The organism is Micromonospora sp. M61 (assembly GCF_018070245.1).
In the GTDB taxonomy this organism is placed as follows: Bacteria; Actinomycetota; Actinomycetes; order Mycobacteriales; family Micromonosporaceae; genus Micromonospora; species Micromonospora zamorensis.
Genome location: NZ_JAGPYA010000002.1, coordinates 189,514 through 207,598, shown reverse-complemented (window position 1 = coordinate 207,598; position 18,085 = coordinate 189,514). Strand labels below are relative to the sequence as shown.

Annotated in this window: 9 protein-coding genes, 1 tRNA gene and 1 pseudogene; 9 read left to right on the top strand and 2 right to left on the bottom strand. The window is 70.4% G+C overall.

Annotation, left to right across the window (positions count from 1 at the left end; genetic code table 11):
- Positions 1 to 108: 108 nt before the first annotated feature.
- The gene (locus tag KBX34_RS02120; RefSeq protein WP_210922948.1) at positions 109 to 417 is read left to right on the top strand and encodes a hypothetical protein; all 309 of its coding nucleotides are present in this window, start codon (positions 109 to 111) and stop codon (positions 415 to 417) included.
- On the top strand, positions 417 to 3,080 hold the full coding sequence (locus tag KBX34_RS02115) for a DUF4132 domain-containing protein (RefSeq protein WP_210922946.1): 2,664 nt from the start codon (positions 417 to 419) through the stop codon (positions 3,078 to 3,080). The genes KBX34_RS02120 and KBX34_RS02115 overlap by 1 nt, the downstream gene beginning before the upstream one ends.
- A gap of 50 nt (positions 3,081 to 3,130) precedes the next feature.
- Here the strand turns inward: KBX34_RS02115 and KBX34_RS02110 are convergent, their stop codons facing one another.
- Positions 3,131 to 4,792, bottom strand: a complete 1,662-nt coding sequence (locus KBX34_RS02110; protein ID WP_210792370.1) for a Na+/H+ antiporter — start codon at positions 4,790 to 4,792, stop codon at positions 3,131 to 3,133.
- A gap of 250 nt (positions 4,793 to 5,042) precedes the next feature.
- Here KBX34_RS02110 and KBX34_RS02105 point away from each other — a divergent pair, with 250 nt between their 5' ends.
- The 6 genes and pseudogenes from KBX34_RS02105 (at position 5,043) to KBX34_RS02080 (ending at position 11,344) form a co-directional block, all read left to right on the top strand.
- Complete coding sequence (locus KBX34_RS02105; RefSeq protein WP_210922944.1) at positions 5,043 to 8,123, top strand: VWD domain-containing protein; 3,081 nt, start codon at positions 5,043 to 5,045, stop codon at positions 8,121 to 8,123.
- 65 nt (positions 8,124 to 8,188) lie between these two features.
- A tRNA-Lys gene (locus KBX34_RS02100) sits at positions 8,189 to 8,264 on the top strand.
- 203 nt (positions 8,265 to 8,467) lie between these two features.
- Positions 8,468 to 9,130 (top strand): pentapeptide repeat-containing protein, encoded by a 663-nt coding sequence (locus KBX34_RS02095; protein ID WP_210922942.1) that lies wholly within the window; start codon positions 8,468 to 8,470, stop codon positions 9,128 to 9,130.
- A gap of 15 nt (positions 9,131 to 9,145) precedes the next feature.
- Positions 9,146 to 9,354: pseudogene (locus KBX34_RS02090) on the top strand (hypothetical protein); the annotation flags it as partial.
- Positions 9,355 to 9,390: 36 nt separating this feature from the next.
- Positions 9,391 to 10,761: a serine hydrolase domain-containing protein gene (locus KBX34_RS02085; RefSeq protein WP_307871308.1), complete on the top strand. Its 1,371-nt coding sequence runs from the start codon at positions 9,391 to 9,393 to the stop codon at positions 10,759 to 10,761.
- A 13-nt stretch (positions 10,762 to 10,774) separates the two neighbouring features.
- On the top strand, positions 10,775 to 11,344 hold the full coding sequence (locus KBX34_RS02080; RefSeq protein WP_210922940.1) for a kinase: 570 nt from the start codon (positions 10,775 to 10,777) through the stop codon (positions 11,342 to 11,344).
- A 72-nt stretch (positions 11,345 to 11,416) separates the two neighbouring features.
- Here the strand turns inward: KBX34_RS02080 and KBX34_RS02075 are convergent, their stop codons facing one another.
- A complete protein-coding gene (locus KBX34_RS02075; protein WP_210922938.1) occupies positions 11,417 to 14,491 on the bottom strand; it encodes an efflux RND transporter permease subunit in 3,075 nt (1,024 codons plus the stop codon).
- A 355-nt stretch (positions 14,492 to 14,846) separates the two neighbouring features.
- Here KBX34_RS02075 and KBX34_RS02070 point away from each other — a divergent pair, with 355 nt between their 5' ends.
- Complete coding sequence (locus tag KBX34_RS02070; protein WP_210922935.1) at positions 14,847 to 17,831, top strand: glycoside hydrolase family 3 protein; 2,985 nt, start codon at positions 14,847 to 14,849, stop codon at positions 17,829 to 17,831.
- Positions 17,832 to 18,085 lie beyond the last annotated feature (254 nt).

Genomic DNA, 18,085 nt, shown 5'->3' with positions numbered 1-18,085 from the left:
TGACGGTACGGGGCTCCGGCGGTCGGCCAACGACAGGCGTTCCAGGTCGCGGCGCTGATCGCTTCCGCGTCACCCAGCATGTCCGGGGTCCACGCTACGGTCTCCGCCATGCCGATGATCACAATCGCCGATGAAGCGACCGGTGGGCCGAGCGTTGCCGAGTGGACAATGGAAATCTTCGACGAGACAGTCCGTCTCGACGAGCTGATCCGCCGGCGAGTGGTCCTGGAAGTCGCCGAGTCCGGCGCGGGCGTCGATCCGGAGGAACGGACCCAGGCGACGCTTGAGGCGTTCGGCCGCAACGGTTTCGTGGTGCTGGTCGACGACCGTCAGGTCACCAGCCTGGACGACAAGGTCCACCTGCACGCGGGCTCCCGCGTCACGTTCCTCAAGCTCGTCCCGCTGGTGGGCGGCTGATGGACACGTTCGATCCGGAGCTGGCACTGCGCGACGTGGTGGACACCGTCAGGGGATGGTGTGAGCGGAGCGAGAACACCCTCAACGCACATGGTCGGCGGGACTTCGTCGATCAGGTGGCCGTGGTGTGCGGCTGGGCGCCGGCCAGTACGAGCCGGACGCTGCTCGCCGCGCTCAACGATCCGAACGGCCCGTACGATCTTGCTCCGCCGCAGATCGAGTTGTTGCCGGAGGCCACGCGCCAGGCGGAGCTGCTCAGCTCCGCCATCGCGGCCCTGGACGGCGCCGAGGCGGATCACGAGCGTCGTGTCGCCGCGGCGATGACGGTGATCGGAAGCCTGCCACGCCACCACAACATCACCAGCGAATCCTCATGGGGGGCCGCCTGCCGCGAGGTGTGGGAGCGGGTTGAGCAGATCCTGGCCGCGCAACCGGTGCAGGTCCGGCAGAGGGTGTTCGACGCGTTGGTCGTGCCCGGGCAGGACAGGGATGGGCTGACCACGTTCATCCGTGTTCTGCTCTCGAGCGGTGGGCTGAACGGCGCCGCCTGGCTGGACCGGCTGGGCGGCCAGGCGTGGCTGGGATTCGGTCGGTGGAGCACGTCGCTGGTGAGCTTCACCCGGGAGTCGCTACAGGCCGAGCACCTCGCCGGGCGTTCGCATCCGGCGGCGCTGGCGACGTGGCGTCGGACGCGGATCGAGCGCGCATACTCCCTCATGGGCGAGGACGACCTGGCGATGTGGCCGCTCGTCAACGTCGGTGAGCAGTGGGCTGACCGGGCCGTCGTGGACATCGAGGCGATGCCGGAGGGGCGCCGATCCGGGTGGCAGGCGTTGCTTGCCCACTGCCTGCTCGGCGCGGACAAGGCGCGGCCGACGGCCGCCTGGCAGAAGAGCGCCCGGGTTCTGCTCGACGCGGTCGGCGTCGACGAGTTCACCGAGCGGCTCGACGACTGGCTTCCGCTGGTGGGTCTGCCGCGCAGTCTGCCGCTGCGCATGACCACGTGCTGCCCCGGTCACGTCGACGATTACCCGCCGCGGTTGGTCGACCGGCACAACGTCGGGGTGCTGTGGGGTCTGCTCTGGACGCGAGCGATGTGCCCGCCGTCGGAGGAGACCCTGCGCAGTCTCGGCCACATCGCGGAACGGGCCGCCCGCAAGGTTCCCGGGCACGGTCCGTCGAGCCCGAAGCTGGCGAACGTCGCGGTCGCGGTGCTCGTCGACACCGATCACCCCGCCGCCCTCGCGCAGCTCGCCAGGCTGGCGTCGCGGCTGACCTACAAGAGCACACTCCGCATCGTCGAGAAGGGCCTGACCACGCACGCCGAGGCGCTCGGCATCGGTCGTGAGGACGTCGAGGAGATGGCGCTGCCCGGCTTCGGGCTGCCACTCGCGGACAAGCTGGGTGACAGCTCGTACGAGGTCGAGGTGCGCGGCGTCGACGCCACAGTGGTGTGGCGCAACTCCGACGGCAAGGTGGTCAAGGCTCCTCCGGCTCAGGTGCGCAAGGACCACAGCGAGGAGTTGAAGGAGCTGAAGGCGACAGTCGCGGACATCGGCGCGACGCTGATCGGGACCCGCGACCGCCTGGAGGGGCTGCTGCGGCGCGACCGCGCGTGGACCGTCGAGCAGTGGCGGGAACGGTTCCTGGACCACCCGCTGGCCCGGACCCTGGCCCGACGGCTGATCTGGACCGTCGACGGCGTCGCCTGCTGCTGGGGCTCCGACGCCCTGCGGACCGTGGACGACACGGTGTTCGAGCCCGCTGGCGACGCCACGGTGCGGCTGTGGCACCCGGTCGACGATCCGACCACGGTCCTGGCCTGGCGGGACTTCCTGGCCCGGCACACGATCACCCAGCCGTTCAAGCAGGCACACCGCGAGCAGTACCTGCTGACCGACGCGGAGCGGGCCACCGGCACGTACTCCAACCGCTTCGCCGCGCACATCGTGCGCCAGCACCGTCTCATCGCGCTGCTGTCCCGGCGCGGCTGGTCGCACGTTCGACACCGCAACGACGGCGCCAGCTACCAGGACCCCTGGCTGGCTCTTCCGGACTGGGAGCTGCGCGCCGTGCTGCACATCGCCGGGATCGAGGATCAGGGCGACGACCTGATGTTCGACACGATGGGGACCGACCAACTGGTGTTCCTCCGGGGGGAACGCACGCCGGTGCCGCTGGAGGAGGTTCCGGCGGTCGTGCTGAGCGAGGTGATGCGCGACGTCGACCTGTTCGTTGCCGCGGCCGGGGTGGGCAACGACCCGAACTGGTACGACGGTGGTCCCCAGGGCCGGTACCGCGACTACTGGTCGCAGAACAGCTTCGGCGACCTCAGCCCGCCCGCTCGGACGCGCCGGGAGGTGCTGGCCGAGCTGATTCCCCGGCTGGCCATTGCCAACCGGTGCACCTTCACTGACCGGTTCCTCGAAGTGCGGGGTGATCTGCACACCTACCGCATCCACTGCGGCTCGGGCAACATCCTGATCGCCCCGGAGGACCGGTATCTGTGCATCATCCCCGACTCGGCGAAGGCGAAGCAGCCGGAGATGTACCTGCCCTTCGAGGGCGACAGCCGGCTCGGCGAAATCATCAGCAAGGCGTTGCTGCTGGCCGCCGACAAGAAGATCAAGGACCCGGTGATCCTGCGCCAGTTGGCGCGGTGAGGTAGCGACCGTTGCCTCGCCAGTGGGGTCCACCGCACTGGCGAGGCAGGTCAGCTGGAGGTCCGCTTCGGGAGCAGCAGCTCCTCGTGGTCGAGTTCACGTTCCAGGACGCGGAGCTCCTCATCCGGCAGCCGGCCGGAGTCGCGCCAGCGCACGAGTTCCTCGCGCTGCGCGTCGATGGTTGTCCGCCGGACACGAAGCGCCGTCTCGTACTCCGGTGAGGTGGGCATCTCGGAGCCGCTCTGCTCCAGAAGGTCCAGCCGCCCGCGGTAGCGCGCCAGTCGGGCCAGCAGCTGCGTACGGATGGTGTTGACGGCCACCGCGCTGTCCGGCTCCGCGGCGGCAACCTCGTCGAGGCGGGCCAGGGCGGCCTCGACCGCCGCCGAGCGGGCCTCGTTGCGTACGCGGGCCTGGTCTGTTTCGTTGGCGCGCAGGCCCAGCATCCGCACGAGCGGTGCGAACGTCATGCCCTGCCCGACGAGTGTCACCAGGACTACCACGAAGGTGCAGAACAGCAGGAGGTCACGGTCGGGAAAGGGTGCGCCGCTGTTGGTGGTCAGCGGCAGGGTGAAGATCGCGGCCAGGCTGATCACGCCACGGGTGCCGGACCAGCTCAGAGCCACCACTTCGCGGGAGGTGAGTCGGCGGGCGTTGCGGTCAGCGCGCTCGATCTGCCGGGCAGTCCCGGGTTCGTCCGGGTCGTCCTGCTCGGAGATGCCGCCCAGCCGGGTGTGCAACGACCGGGGGAGGGACTGGGTCATCACCAGCCACGCGGGGCGCAGCAGGAGCACCACGCCGACCGACACCGCGACGGCGATGACGATGGTCGACGTGTCGTACTGACGCAGGCCCTTGACGACTTCGGGAAGCTGCTGGCCGATCAGCAGGAAGACGAAGCCTTCGAGGAGGAAGTCGACCAGCCGCCACACCGCGCTGGTCTGCAGCCGGGCGGCGCCAGAGGTGAGCTGGGGTGTCTTGTGGCCGACGATCAGCCCGGCGATCACCACGGCGAGCACCCCGGAGACGTGCAGTTCCTCGCCCAACAGGTAGGCCACGAACGGTGTCGCGAGCGAGATGGCGTTCGACAACAGTGGGTCCGCGGTGAACGGTCGGGCCAGACGTACCAGCCAGGCGACGGCCGCCCCCACGGCGACCCCGCCGACCGCCGCCAGCACGAACTGGCCAACGGCGGACGGGAACGAGAACTCACCACCCACGGCGGCGGCCACCGCGACGCTGAGCATCGTCAGCGCGGTGGCGTCGTTGAGCAGCCCCTCGCCCTGAATGATCGTGACCATTTTCGGTGGCAGGTTGACCCGGCGGCCCACCGCCAGGGCGGCCACCGGGTCGGGCGGCGCGATGGCGGCGCCGACCGCGATCCCGGCAGCGAGCGTCGCCCCGGCGACGAACAGGTGGAACCCGATGCCGACCAGCACCCCGGTGAGGAGCACCAGCACCACGGACAGGCTGACCACGATGCGGAGGTTCCGGCGGATGTCCAACAGCGAGGAGTCCAGTGCGGCGCTGTAGAGCAACGGCGGCAGCACGATCATGAGCACAAGGTCGGGATCGAGGCCGACGTTGGGACCGGGGAGCAGCGCGTACGCGATGCCGATGAGCGGCAGAAGCGCCGCGGCCGGCAGACCGGTGCGGGCCGCCACCCACCGCACGACGACGATGACCGCGACAGCGGCGAGCACGAACAACAACATCGAATGGGTGCTCACCTGGTTGCTTCCCCCTGGAGCGGCGCGAGGTTCCTCGGATCCACTGCGGCTCGCGGCCGAGCCGGCCGTTCGGCACCGTTTTGGTGCCAGGCAGCGCAGCATGCAGCGGTAACGAGCGTACCCGCTTGATCAACCGGGCCTGGCGGACTGCTGGACACGGCCACCGCGCCCCGGCTGGGACCGGTCCCCGACAGAGCGTGCGGAGACCGGCCGTCGCGCCCCTACAGTCCGCACCATGAGGTGGACGGTGCGACTCGCGGCCACGTTTCCCGTACTGCTGACCGCCCTGACGGTCGGCGCGGTGAGCGCCGCCGCGGCGCCCGCCGACGGCGGCCTCGGCCTGGCCCTGCGGCCCGGCCAGGCCGACTACCGGGCCGGCGACCAGGTCCGCCTCGACCTCGCGGTCACGAACACCACCGACGCGGCGTGCGCGCTGCCGACCAGCGCCGTCGGCACGGTTCAGGTGACCGGGGTACGCCTCGACGGACGCGACCTGACGCCGACGCTGGCCCGCAGCTTCCACGACGACGGCATCGGTGCTGCCGCCACCGCCGGCCTCACCACCGTGGAGCCTGGTGCGACCACGACGGTGAGCCTGACCGGCGTACGCCTGCATGACGGTGACACGCCCGACGCGGTGGTGCTCCGCTCGGTGGCCGCCACCCCGGACGGCGGTGGCCTGGACACGCTCTGGCCGGTCGGCGCGCCCGGCCGGTACGAGGTGACGGCCGGCTACCTGCCACTGCCGGTGACCGGCGCGACCAGCCTCTGCGCGGGCGGGACCACACTGCGGACCACCACCTTCACCGTTGGCGACGGCGGTGGCGTGACCGGCCAGCGCTGGCTGTGGCTTGCCGGCGGAGGGCTGCTGCTGGCGCTGTTCGGTGTCGCGCTGGTGGTCCTGCTGCGGGCACGTCGCCGCCGGCCGACCGCCGCCGCGGTGGCCCTGCTGCTGGTGTCCGTCGGCGCGCTGGTCGTCGGCGGCTCCCGACCGGCCCGGGCCGACTACGCGGTGGACCCGACCGGTGGCGTGCCGGTCAGCGGCGTCGACTTCCAGGGCGCGGTCGACAACTGCCTGAAGGGGTTCGCCGCGCCCGGCGGGGACCCGTCCGGCGTGCTGCCGCGGCTGCGGGACAAGAAGTCCCCCCGGGTGCGGATCATTCCGACCCCCGGTGGCTCGGGCGCGTTCGAGACCCCGGACAGCCCCGACGGGAAGGGTTCCTCGACGGTCACCTGGAATCCGACCTCCGTCGACCCGTACGGCGACGGCGTGTCCCGGGACCCCTGCGCCGCGCTCTACCACGAGCTGAACCACGCCGACGACATCTCCCAGAGCAAGGTTCCGCAGGGCGACTGCGGCGGCACCGGCATCCGTACCGCCGAGGTGAAGGCGACTCTCGCGGAGAACCGTTATCGGACGGCGAAGGGCCTGCCGCCGCGCACCGAGTACGACGGGAAGCCGCTGCCAAAGAACCTCGACGAGTGCAAGAAACCGGCGAAGAAGACGCCCCCGCAGAAGGGTCCGGTGAAGCTCTGCGAGGAGGGCGCGAACTGCGGCGGCAGCAACGGCGACCCGCACCTGGTCACATTCGACCGGGTCGCCTACGACTTCCAGGCCGTGGGCGAGTTCACGCTGGTCACCGCCACCGGCAACGACCCGCTGGAGGTGCAGGTCCGGCAGGCGCCGATGGCCGGCACCCGGACCGCCTCGGTCAACTCGGCGGTCGCGTTCCGGACCGGCGCCCACCGGGTCGCGCTCACGCTCACCAACGGCGGCACCCGGGTCCACGTCGACGGCGCGCCACTGGCCGCGCCGCCGGAACGCACCGACCTGCCCGGCGGCGGCACCCTCACCCGCCGCCCCTCCGACACCGCACCCACCGACGGGTACGACGTGACCTGGCCGGACGGCTCGGCGGCTGCGGTGGACCAGATCGGCCACTACGGCTACCGGGTGCTGGTCAAGCTCGCCGACGGCCGGGCCGGGAAGGTACGCGGCCTGCTCGGCGACTTCGACGGCGACCCGACCGATGACATCGCCCCCTCCTCCGGGACCGCGCTCACCCAGCCGGTGCCGTTCGCGCAGCTCTACCCGACGTACGCGGACAGTTGGCGGATCACCCCGGACCGCTCGCTGCTGCACTACGACGACGGGCAGGACACCGGCACGTTCACCGACCGCGCCTTCCCCGAACGGGAGGTCACCGTCGGCGACCTCGACCCGGCCCGCCGCGCCACAGCCGAGCAGATCTGCCGGTGGGCCGGCGTCACCGCCCCCGCCCAGCTCGCCGAGTGCGTCTTCGACGTCGCGGTCAGCGGCCGCCCCGAGTTCGCGGTGGCTGGCGCCACCACCGAGCGGGTCGCCCCGCCCGCCGCCACGCCGATCACCGCCGTACCCGTGGCGACCGCCAGCCTGACCCCCGGCGGGGCGCCGCTGACATTCCCCGGCCGGGCCGGAGACGTCATCTTCGTCGACGCCACCGCGCCCGGGATCGGCAACCGCTGCTCGCCGTACACGCTCACCGACCCGACCGGCCGGGAGATCGCGAGCGGCTGCGCCATCAACGGCGTCGGCTACATCGACCGCGTCGACCTCACCGCCACCGGCAACTACGCCGTGCGGGTCACCGCCGCCCCCGGCGACACCGGACGAGCCGCCATCCTGGTGTACGCGGCTCGGGACGTCGACGGCACGCTGCAAGCGAACGGCCCGACGGTCATCGCGACACTGGAACAGCCCGGCGCGCGGGCCCGGTACCGGTTCACCGGGCGGCAGGGTGAGCGCGTCTTCGTCGAGGTGCCCACGAGCACACTGACCGACCAGTGCTCCCCACTGGAACTGCGCGACACCGACGGCCGGCTGCTGCACAGCGGCTGCGTGATCAACGGCGTCGGCGAGATCGACGGCACACTGCTGCCCGCCGACGGGACGTACACCGTGGTGGTCGACCCCAGCGGACGCGGCACCGGCGCGACCACACTGCGGCTCGTCAGCAGCCGCGACCGGGCGGCGACGATCACCGTCGGCGGGCCGCAGGTCGTCGCCACCGTCGACCAACCCGGCGCGGTCACCACCTACCGGTTCACCGCCAACGCCGGCACGTCGGTGAGGCTGACCGCGACCGCCTCCGACCTACCCGACCAGTGCGGCGTGCTGGAGCTGCGCGCCCCCGATGGCAGCCCCATCACCAGCGGCTGCGTGGTCAACGGGGCCGGCGACATCGCGCCGACAGTGCTGCCGGCCACCGGCACGTACTCCCTGGTGGTGGACCCGTCCGGTGTCGCGACCGGGCAGGTCACCCTGACGCTGCGGTAAGGCGGACCCCTGCTCGTTCGGGGCGGCGTCCGGGGCGTGCTACCGTCTCGTCCCGTTGCCGGCGAGCGCCGCTAGCTCAACTGGCAGAGCAGCGGACTCTTAATCCGCGGGTTCGGGGTTCGAGTCCCTGGCGGCGCACCAACGATCAAGGCTCTGACCTGGTGGTCCACACCGGTCGGGGCCTTTTTCGTGTACGTGGGTCGCTGGGTGGAACGTCCAACCAGTCCCGGCGCCCCGAGCCCAGTGGATGACCTCGCCCGAGCAGCAGCGCGGGGGATGGTGCGTCGACCTACGTGACGCGCGGGGTGGCGTGCCTACCCCGTGCCCATACAGGTTGAGGACACATGCGCACCACCACGATCGGCGACGTGAAGGTTCTGCTGCCGGACCTCGAACCGGACGACCTCGACACTACGACGGACCTGGCCGGCGGCCTCACCGAGGCCCTCGTCGAGGGCGCAGCGTGGCGCGGGGCCCAACTTGAGGACGCCAGTATCCGCAGTAGCCTGATCACCGGCGTGGACCTGAGCGAGAGCACCTGGGAAGCGGGCGGCCTCTACGGCTGTGAGATCACCCGCAGCGACTTCTCCGGCGCGACCCTGACCGGCATCACCATCGAACGCTGTGCCATCACCGGCTCCCGATTTACCGGCGCCAGACTCACCGACGTACGCCTCAAGGACGTCCTGTTCGACGGGTGCCGCTTCGACTACGCCACCTTCCATCGCGTCACCGCCGCCGGCTCGGTCGCGTTCACCGACTGCACTTTCACCAACGGCGGGTGGTCTTCCTGCCGGCTACCTCGCATCGCGCTGCGGTCGTGTGACCTCGCCGGACTGGAATTGGAGTCCTGCCACCTCGACGGCACCGACCTGCGTGGCAGCCGGCTCCAGGGCCTCAAGACGCCGCTGGACAACCTGCGCGGCGTCACCCTCGGCGAGGATCAACTTCCTGACCTCACCCAGCTGACCGTCGCCGCCCTCGGCTTCACAGTCCGCAACGACTGAAGCCGACGAGGCATCGTGTTCGCTGAACCCACCGGCAGCCCGGACACGATCCTCGTCTGCGTCCGGGGCAACTCCGGCTCGGTCAAGAGCAGCATCGCCCGCGAGCTACGACGCCGGCACGGCCGGGGCTGTGCCCTGGTCGGCCACAGCCCTGGCCGGACTCTGCACACCTGAACCGGTGGCGCACCGTGCTGCATGAGGGGGACGGACCCGGCGGCGCGGCGTTGATCGGGCAGCACGGGTGGTCAAGAATCGATGCCGTGGAGGACGTGGATCTGTCGCAGGAATGGGCCCTGTTGCTGGGCGAACTTGACCGGCACGTGTCTTCCGGGCGGCTCTCGCCGGACACGGCGACGTTGTCCGATCTGATGCGCACCTACCAGGTGCCGGGGGTCAGCATCGCCGTCGGGCACGTGAGCGGGCGGCTGTGGGCGAGCGGCTACGGCGTCACGGGTGGTGAGGCGTCGACGCCGGTGACCGCGGGCACCGCGTTCGCGGCCTGTTCGATCAGTAAGCATGTCGCCGCGTTCGGTGCGTTGCTGCTGGTTCAGGACGGTGTGCTGGATCTGGATGCCGACATCAGCGGGTACCTCACCTCGTGGCAACTGCTCGACCGCGCGGGTCAGCGAACCCGGGTGACGGTACGACAACTGCTGGCGCACACCGCCGGTTTGTCCGACACCTGGTATCGCGGCTACGCCGCGGATCAAGCCCCGTCGCTGTTGCAGGTCCTGGAGGGCGGCGGCTCCACGACCACCCCACCGGTTCGGTCGACCCTTCTGCCGGGTAGCCGTTTCCGGTACTCGGGCAGCCACTACTCGGTGCTCCAGCAGTTGATGGTGGACGTGACGGGGACCCCGTTCGAGGACCTCATGCGATCGTTGGTGCTGGAACCGGTGGCTATGGCCGACAGCAGCTTCGACCAGCAGTTTCCGCACCAGCGACAGCATCCGGTGGCTCGTGGCCATCATGGGGGCGGCGCCGGGGTGCCCGGCGGTTGGCGGGTGCAGCCGGAGACGGCGGCAGCTGGGTTGTGGAGCACCCCGACCGACCTGCTTCGGCTCGACCTGGAGATCGCCCGGGCGGCCTCGGGGGACTCGAAGCTGCTCAGCCGCGACCTGGCCACCGAGATGTGGTCACCGCAGATCCCCGGCGGCGTCTACGGGCTCGGCACCGAGCTCGCCGACCGGGCCGGTTGCCGACGGTTCGGGCACACCGGGCAGAACGTCGGCTATACCTGCTTCTCCTACGTCTGGCCCGACAGCGGCACCGCGGTCGCGGCGATGACCAATTCGGAGGATGGGTGGGAGTTGCTGGCGAGCATCCGTGCCGCTGCCGACCGTCGCTACGCCACCGATGTCAGCGCCGAACCACTTGGTGACGTGGCGGGCCGTTACGTCCTACGCGACGACTACCCGATCGACATCGCGGTCAGCGACGGCCACCTGACCTTCTCCGCCGCCGCCCAGGAGCCGGTCGTCCTGCTGGCGGAGCCGGGCGGTCGCTACCTGCACCCGGGACTCGATCTGGAAGTCCGGTTCGTGCAGACCGACGACCAGCGTCACATCCTGGAGCTGCGGCAGGAAGGAGTCACGCAGACCGCAAGCAATCTGGCCGTACACAACGACTGACTGCGGGGGCGCCGTGGCCACTGAATCCGTCCCGACCGGCAGCCTGGGCACGATCCTGGTCTGCGTTCGAGGCAACTCCGGCTCGGGCAAGTCCAGCATCGCCAGGGACCTGCGGCGTCGGCACGGCCGGGGCTGTGCCCTGGTCGAGCAGGACTACATGCGTCGCATCGTGTTGCGTGAGCGGGACCGGCCCGGCGGTGCCGCTCCGGCGCTGATCGGGCAGACCGTGCGGTTCGCGCTCGATCACGGCTACCACGTGGTGTTGGAGGGCATCCTGCACGCCAGCCGCTACCGGAGCATGCTCACGGATCTGCGCGATGGTCACCGGGGGCGGTCGCTGTTCTGCTACCTCGACGTGTCCCTGCCCGAGACCCTGCGCCGGCACCTCACGCGCCCGCAGGTCAATGACTTCACCGCCGAGCAGATGAGCGGCTGGTACGCCGCGCACGACGTGCTGGGCTGGCCCGGGGAGCTTGTCCTCCCGGAGACCACCGGGCTGGAGGAAGCCGTCGAGGCCATTGCCGCAGCCTCGGGACTCACCCAGTCCGGGCGTGACGACGACGTGCTCCCCATCGTCCCGTAGCCCGGCACGAGGGGCCTCGCCCAGCGGCGGACGGCACGTTGCCGGCGCCCGGAGGCGCCGGCAACGCCTGTGTCAGTTGGCGTGGGTCAGGCGTGTGGTGATGCGCAGACCGGTGAGGGTGTCATTCAGCCACGGCACCCGCTCGCGGTGCAGCCCGGCGGTCATCTGGTCCGCCCAGGTCTCGTACCGTTGGGTGAGCGCGTTGGCACGCGACCGCGCGCTGGTGATCAGACAGTCGCCGAGGGGGTCACCGGGCAGGTTGGACGAGTCGACAGCCGGCTCGCAGGGCAGCTTGAGGCTGACCTGGTCGCGCAGCGGGCGGCTGGTGTCGGGCGAGCACGGTGCGGGCCCGCAGAGCGCGTAGTTGCCGCCCGCCTTCGCGTAGGCGTTGCCGATCTTGGCGTCCGTCGGCATGTTCACCGGAATCTGGTACTGGCCGAACAGGTTCGCGGACAACACGTCGTCCGAGTCGAGGGCGTTGGGCAGACCCAACCGGGTGTACGCCTGGAGCAGCCGCGCGGACGTGTTCATTTTCTTCAGCGCGGTGGGCACCGGCCCGTTGACCTGGGTGCTCAGCTCGCGTACCCGGTCGTAGAGGGATTTCTGTCGGGCTTGCAGGAAACCGCGCAGGGTCGGTGTGAGCGAGGTGTCCAGGGCCGTGTTGTTCACGGCCGTGGCGGCGCTCGCGAAGGTGTACCGGCCGGACGGCCACCTCTGGGTCAGGGCCTGCTCGGGGGTGGTCTCGTTGTTGCAGCTGAAGAACTCGCAGTAGACGTGGTAGACCTGCTCGCCGGGCCAGGTGTAGTCGGCGGTCCGTGAGTTCTGCCAGGCCGTGGACGAGTTCAGCCGGAACCGGCTGTGGATCTGCAACCGCAGCTTGCCGTAGGAGCGGATCACGCCTCCGTTGTCCGTCGTCCGGGTGTGGACCCAGCTCGGCGTGTAGCAGTAGCCGACCTCGGGCAACTCCCGTACGCCCGCCGGCGGCTCGCCGAGGCGCGGCGTGTACGCGTACTGGAGGGTTTGCACCATGTTCGACATCAGGTCGTAGCGGACGTTGCTGGGTCGGTCGATCTGCCGGGAGCCGTCACACGCCGGCACCATCGCCTCGTCGGCCTTCGCCGGTGCCGGGGCGAGCGGCTTGTCCGTGTCCCAGAACAGGTCGTAGTTCTTGAGCACCTTGACCTGCACGCCATTGGCGTCGGGCTCCCAGCGGGCCTGGATCTCGTTGGTCCGGAGGGCGGCCAGCGCGGTCGACAGCTCGTTGGTGGCGGCGACGTACTCGTCGATCAGCCCCCTGATCAGGCCGTTGGCGTTGCCGTCGACCGGCCGACCGAAGCTGGCCGCGAGATCCGCGATGCGGGTGCCCTCCGCCTCGATCTGCGCCGCGCGGCTGGTGCTGACCTGGGCGGCGTACGTCGGGTTCTGCAGCAACAACATGGAGTACGCCTGCGCGCCGAGGTTCCACACCGTCGGGTTGCCGACCGGCGTCGCCGGTTCGACCATCGACGGGTCACGCCCGCTGGCCACCCGAGCCAGGTAGTTGATCGACCGGGCCTCGCCGAAGCTGTTGAGGACGGTGGTCGGGTCGAGCGCCGGGTTGTCGGCGTCGGTCCTGGGCACCACGAAGGCGCTGCCGCTGGCCAACTGTGTGGCGGTCAGGTGGAACTCGTTCTCCGGGCCGACGAACTCGCCGTACGTGGGGATCGGTTGGCCGAAGTTCTCCAGGTAGCCGATGTACTGGTTGATGTCGGCGCGGGCGTCGTGCAGGGTGGCGTCGCCGATCGCGGCCAGGACGGTGGCGGCGATGTCCTCCAGGCGGAGGCCGAGCTGGGCGACCTGCTGCTGGACGAGGGTGATCTGGGCGGTGTTGCCGGCGATCGCCGCGTTCAGTTTGTCGAACTGGGCCATCATGTTCGCGTACACCGTGTTGATCTGGGCCTCGACCCGCGCGAAGCTGGCGCGCATCTCGTCGCCGAGGGCCCGCACCTCGTCGCGCAGTGCCTTGACCTGGGCGAGTATCTGCGCATCCAGCGACGGTCCGCTGCTGCCGAAGAGCCCGACGATCGACATCACGGCGCCGAAGATGTTGCCGGTCATCGCCAAGGTCGCGGTGCTGAAGATCGAGCCCGCCAGGCCACGGCCCGCGATTGCCGCCGCGTACTTGGAGATGGCGCTGATCGTGGTGAGGACCGCCTCGCCGATCACCTTGGACTTCTTGCCGGCGTCGGGGTCGGCGAACCCGATGATGGTCGACACCATGCCCACCCCGGCCTTGACGTCGGAGATCGTCTGCTGCCGTGCCTTGTCCCGGTCCTCGGCGGCCTTCCTGGCCGCCGCGGTGCACTCGGCGCTCGGCGGCCCCTCCGGCGGACACTTGCGGTTGTTCTCGCCGATCTCGAGACGGATCTCCAAGCTCAGGCCGAGCAGCTGCGCGTGCAGCGAGGCGAGCTGCTGCTTGGCCGCCGCGACGTACGTCACCGGGTCGTCCCGCAGCGCCAGGATCGCGTCGAGGTCCACGTGCGAAAGACCGGGATCCTGCGTGAGCTCCTCGTAGGTGCTGGTCACGTCCACCCCGACCGGCGCACCGAGCACTGTGTTCCAGGCGGTGGCGACCGGCGCGTTGGCTGCCCCCGCCTGTCGGACCGCGGACCAGACGGCGGCGAGGGCGTCGTCACGGCCGCGCAGCCACTGGGCGGTACGCAGGGCGCCGGAGGCGAGTTCCTCGCGGGTGTCCCACGGTTCGACGGTCTTTCCGATCACGGCCCCGACCAGCCCGGTGATCTCCGGCGAGGTCCGGGTGTCACCGCCGGGCGTGCCGAGCAGGATGTCGACGGACCTGAGCAGCAGGTCCTGCTCGGGCACCAACACGTCGTACGCGGTCAGCGAGCTGTCGAGCAGCTGCTTGCGCGCCGCGAGTTGGGTCTGTGCCTTCCCGGCCGTGGCGTTCGGGTGCAGCCGATGCCACTGGACGAACTCGGCCGACAGCACGACGGCCTTGATCCGATCGGCGCCCTGGAAGTGGATCTCGGCAACCTGGCCGAAGGCGCGATCGGTGAGCGCCGCCTGAGGGATGGGGACAGGGACGGGGACGGGATCGGCCGACGCGGGTTCGCCGAACAGCACACCTGCCGCGGTGACTGCGATCATCGCCACCACAGCAGTCCCGCGCCTCGTACGCGTGGAACGTTTGATTGTCATGTCGCGAACGTATTGAGCAGCCGGAAAGGGCCCTGAAACCGCGCTGACGCGTGCGGGTCAGCCGCCGATCTCAGGCCACTCGTCGGCCAACCGACGTTGAACCTCCCGCCGGGCGACCTTGCCTCGCCAATAGGCGCGCATCTATGGTTGCGGGGATCACCACAATCCTGGCCGTGATGACGCGGCCACATCGTCGAAGCGCTTCGACGACCCGTCGTTCAGGCCCGTCAGCCGGGTGTCGAGCCTGGTCACGTCGGTCTTGGCGCCCCGCTGGGCGTCTGCCGAACGACACGAGGAGATCCACATGCGCAACCGGCGCCTTCGGCGCGGTTTCACCGTGCTCGCGCTCACCCTTCTGGCCCTACCGGCGGTTCCCGGCACCGCACTCGCCGAACCCACCTACCCGTTCCGGGATCCGCATCTGCCCGTGAGCGCCCGGGTCGACGACCTGCTCGGGCGGCTCACGCAGGACGAGAAGATCTCGATGCTGCACCAGTACCAGCCAGCCATCCCCCGGCTGGGAATCGGCCTGTTCAAGACCGGCACCGAGGCCCTGCACGGCGTCGCCTGGTCGACCGACATCGACAACAACGGCGCGGTCGTCAAGGCTCGCGGCACCGTCTTCCCGCAACCGGTGGGCATGGCGAGCACCTGGAACACCGACCTGATCCGGCAGGTCGGCTCCGCCGTCGGCGACGAGGCGCGCGGCTACCACGCGCAGAACCCCCGGGTCTGGGGTCTCAACCTCTGGGCACCGGTGGTCAACCTGCTGCGCGACCCCCGGTGGGGCCGCAACGAGGAGGGCTACTCCGAGGACCCGATGCTCACCGCTGCCATCTCCACCGCGTACGGCTCGGGGATGACCGGCGGGGACCCGGACCACCTGAAGAGCGCGCCGACCCTCAAGCACTACCTGGCCTACAACAACGAGGTCCGGCGTGACGTGACCTCGTCGAACGTGCCCCCGAGGGTGCTCAACGAGTACGACCGCGCCGCCTTCAAACCGGCCATCGCCGCCGACGCGGCCACCGGGGTGATGGCGTCGTACAACCTGGTCAACGGTCGTCCGGCCACAGTGGATCCAGACCTGGCCACCGTCGTCCGCGGGTGGACCGACCAGCCCTTGCTCAACGTCACGGACGCCTGGGCGCCGAACAACCTCATCGGCTCCCAGGGCTACTACGCCACCCTCCCCGAGGGCAACGCCGCGATCGTCAAGGCCGGCCTGAACAGCTTCATCACCGACGACACCAACGCGCAGCCGACCGTCACCGCGATCAAGCAGGCGCTGGCCACCGGTCTGCTCACCGAGGGAGACATCGACGCCCGGATCCGGGAGACCCTGAACGTGCGGTTCCGGCTGGGTGAGTTCGACCCGGGCGGCGGCCGGTTCGGGGGCATCACCCCGGACGTCATCAACAGCCCCGAACACCAACGACTCGCCCGCCAGGCCGCCGGTGAGGCCATGGTGCTGCTGAAGAACACGCGCCAGGCGCTTCCACTGGACCCCGCCCGGACCCGCAAGGTGGCAGTGCTCGGGCCGCTGGCCGACACCCTCTACTCCGACTGGTACGGCGGCGATCTGCCGTACGAGGTGACTGCGCTCGACGGCATCCGCGAGCGGCTGGGTGATTCCGCCAGTGTGAGCGGGCTCGACGGGGCGGACCGGATCGCCCTGAAGGACCCGGCGACCGGCCGGTACGTCACGGCCACCGGCACCACCGACGCCGACCCGGTCGCCGCCACCGGTGTCAGCGCCGAACTCGCCGCCCAGTTCGACGTGGTGGACTGGGGCCAGGACGTGGTGACCCTGCGCAACGCCGCCAACGGCCGCTACCTCGGCTACAACTGGGGGCCGTTCCTCACCCGCGACGAGCAGCCGAACGGCTGGTACGTCCAGCAGCAGTTCAAGCTGGAGCCGCAGGCCGACGGCACGGTGGCGCTGCGCTACGTCGGCTACGAGACGAAGGAGAGCTGGTTCGGCCCCGACCGGTACGTGACGGTCGGCGACGACGGCGCCCTCAAGCTCGGCGCGTCAACCGCGACGGAGGCGACCCACTTCAGTCGTGAGGTGGTCAGCAGCGGGATCGACCGTGCCGTGGCGGCGGCCAAGGCGGCCGACACCGCCGTGCTGGTGGTCGGCAGCAACCCGTTCATCAACGGCCGCGAGGCGCACGACCGGACCTCCACGGCCCTGAGCGCCGGCCAGGAGGCGCTGGTCAAGGCCGTGACCAAGGCCAATCCGCGTACGGTGCTGGTGCTTCAGACCAGCTACCCGGTCACCTTGAATTGGGAGCAGGAGCACGTTCCGGCCATCGTCTGGACCACCCACGCGGGCGCCGAGACCGGGCACGCCGTCGCCGACGTCCTCTTCGGCGACCGCAACCCGTCCGGCCGGCTCACCCAGACCTGGTACCGCTCGGACTCACAACTGCCACCGGACCTGCTGGAGTACGACATCATCTCGTCCGGCCAGACCTACCTGTACAACCGCGCGAAGCCGCTCTACCCGTTCGGCCACGGGCTGTCGTACACCCGTTTCCGGTACGGCCAGCTGCGTACCGGTGCCCACTCGGTCGCGGCCGACGACACGATCGCGGTCAGCGTCGACGTGACCAACGCCGGCGCCCGGGCCGGCGCCGAGGTGGTCCAGCTCTACACCCATCAGCGCACCTCGCGGGACAAGACCCCGATCCGCCAGCTCAAGGCGTTCCAGCGGGTGCAACTCGCGCCCGGGCAGACCCGGACCGTGACGCTCCGACTGCCCGCCGCCGACCTGGCGCACTGGGACGTCACCCGCAGCCGGTGGGTGGTCGAGTCGTCCACCTACGACCTGATGGTCGGGGCGTCCGCGCAGGACATCCGGGCCCGGGCCGCGGTGCGGGTGCGCGGTGAGACGATCCCGGCCCGGGACCTGTCCCGGCCCACCCGGGCGGAGAACTTCGACCGGTACGCCGGGGTCCGGCTCGTCGACGAGACGAAGGTCCGGGGTACGGCCGTCGGGGCCACCGCCGCCGGTCAGTGGATCTCCTTCGACGGTTCGGCGTTGCGTCCCGGCGCGCGGACCTTCACCGCGCGTGTCGCCAGGGCCGGTGCGGGAGCGGGCGCCGTCGAGGTCCGGTTGGGATCGCCCACCGGCCGACTGCTCGGCACGGCCACCGTGCCCAGCACCGGCGACGACTACCGGTACGTCAGCATCAGCACCGAGTTGGCCGGGGCCGCCGGCAAGCAGGACGTGTACCTGGTGTTCGACTCCGCGCTGCGCGTGGCGGACTTCTCCATCAGGTGACCGGCGACCGGGGGTCGGGTCGATCGTCGACCCGGCCCCCGGTCGGCTCTGACGTGCCCGCCCGCCGGCTGCGCGATGGCGGGCACGTCGTCACTGATTCGTCGGACGATGCGGCAGAAGCTGCGCTGGCCAGCACGCGCGCTCTGCCCGATCCGACCTCATTTGCGCATTGACCGCTTCCAATTGCCGGTTGCAATGGTCAGACGTGTGACCTACGCTTTGCGGGAAGAATTCGGAGCGATTGGCAAAAGAGT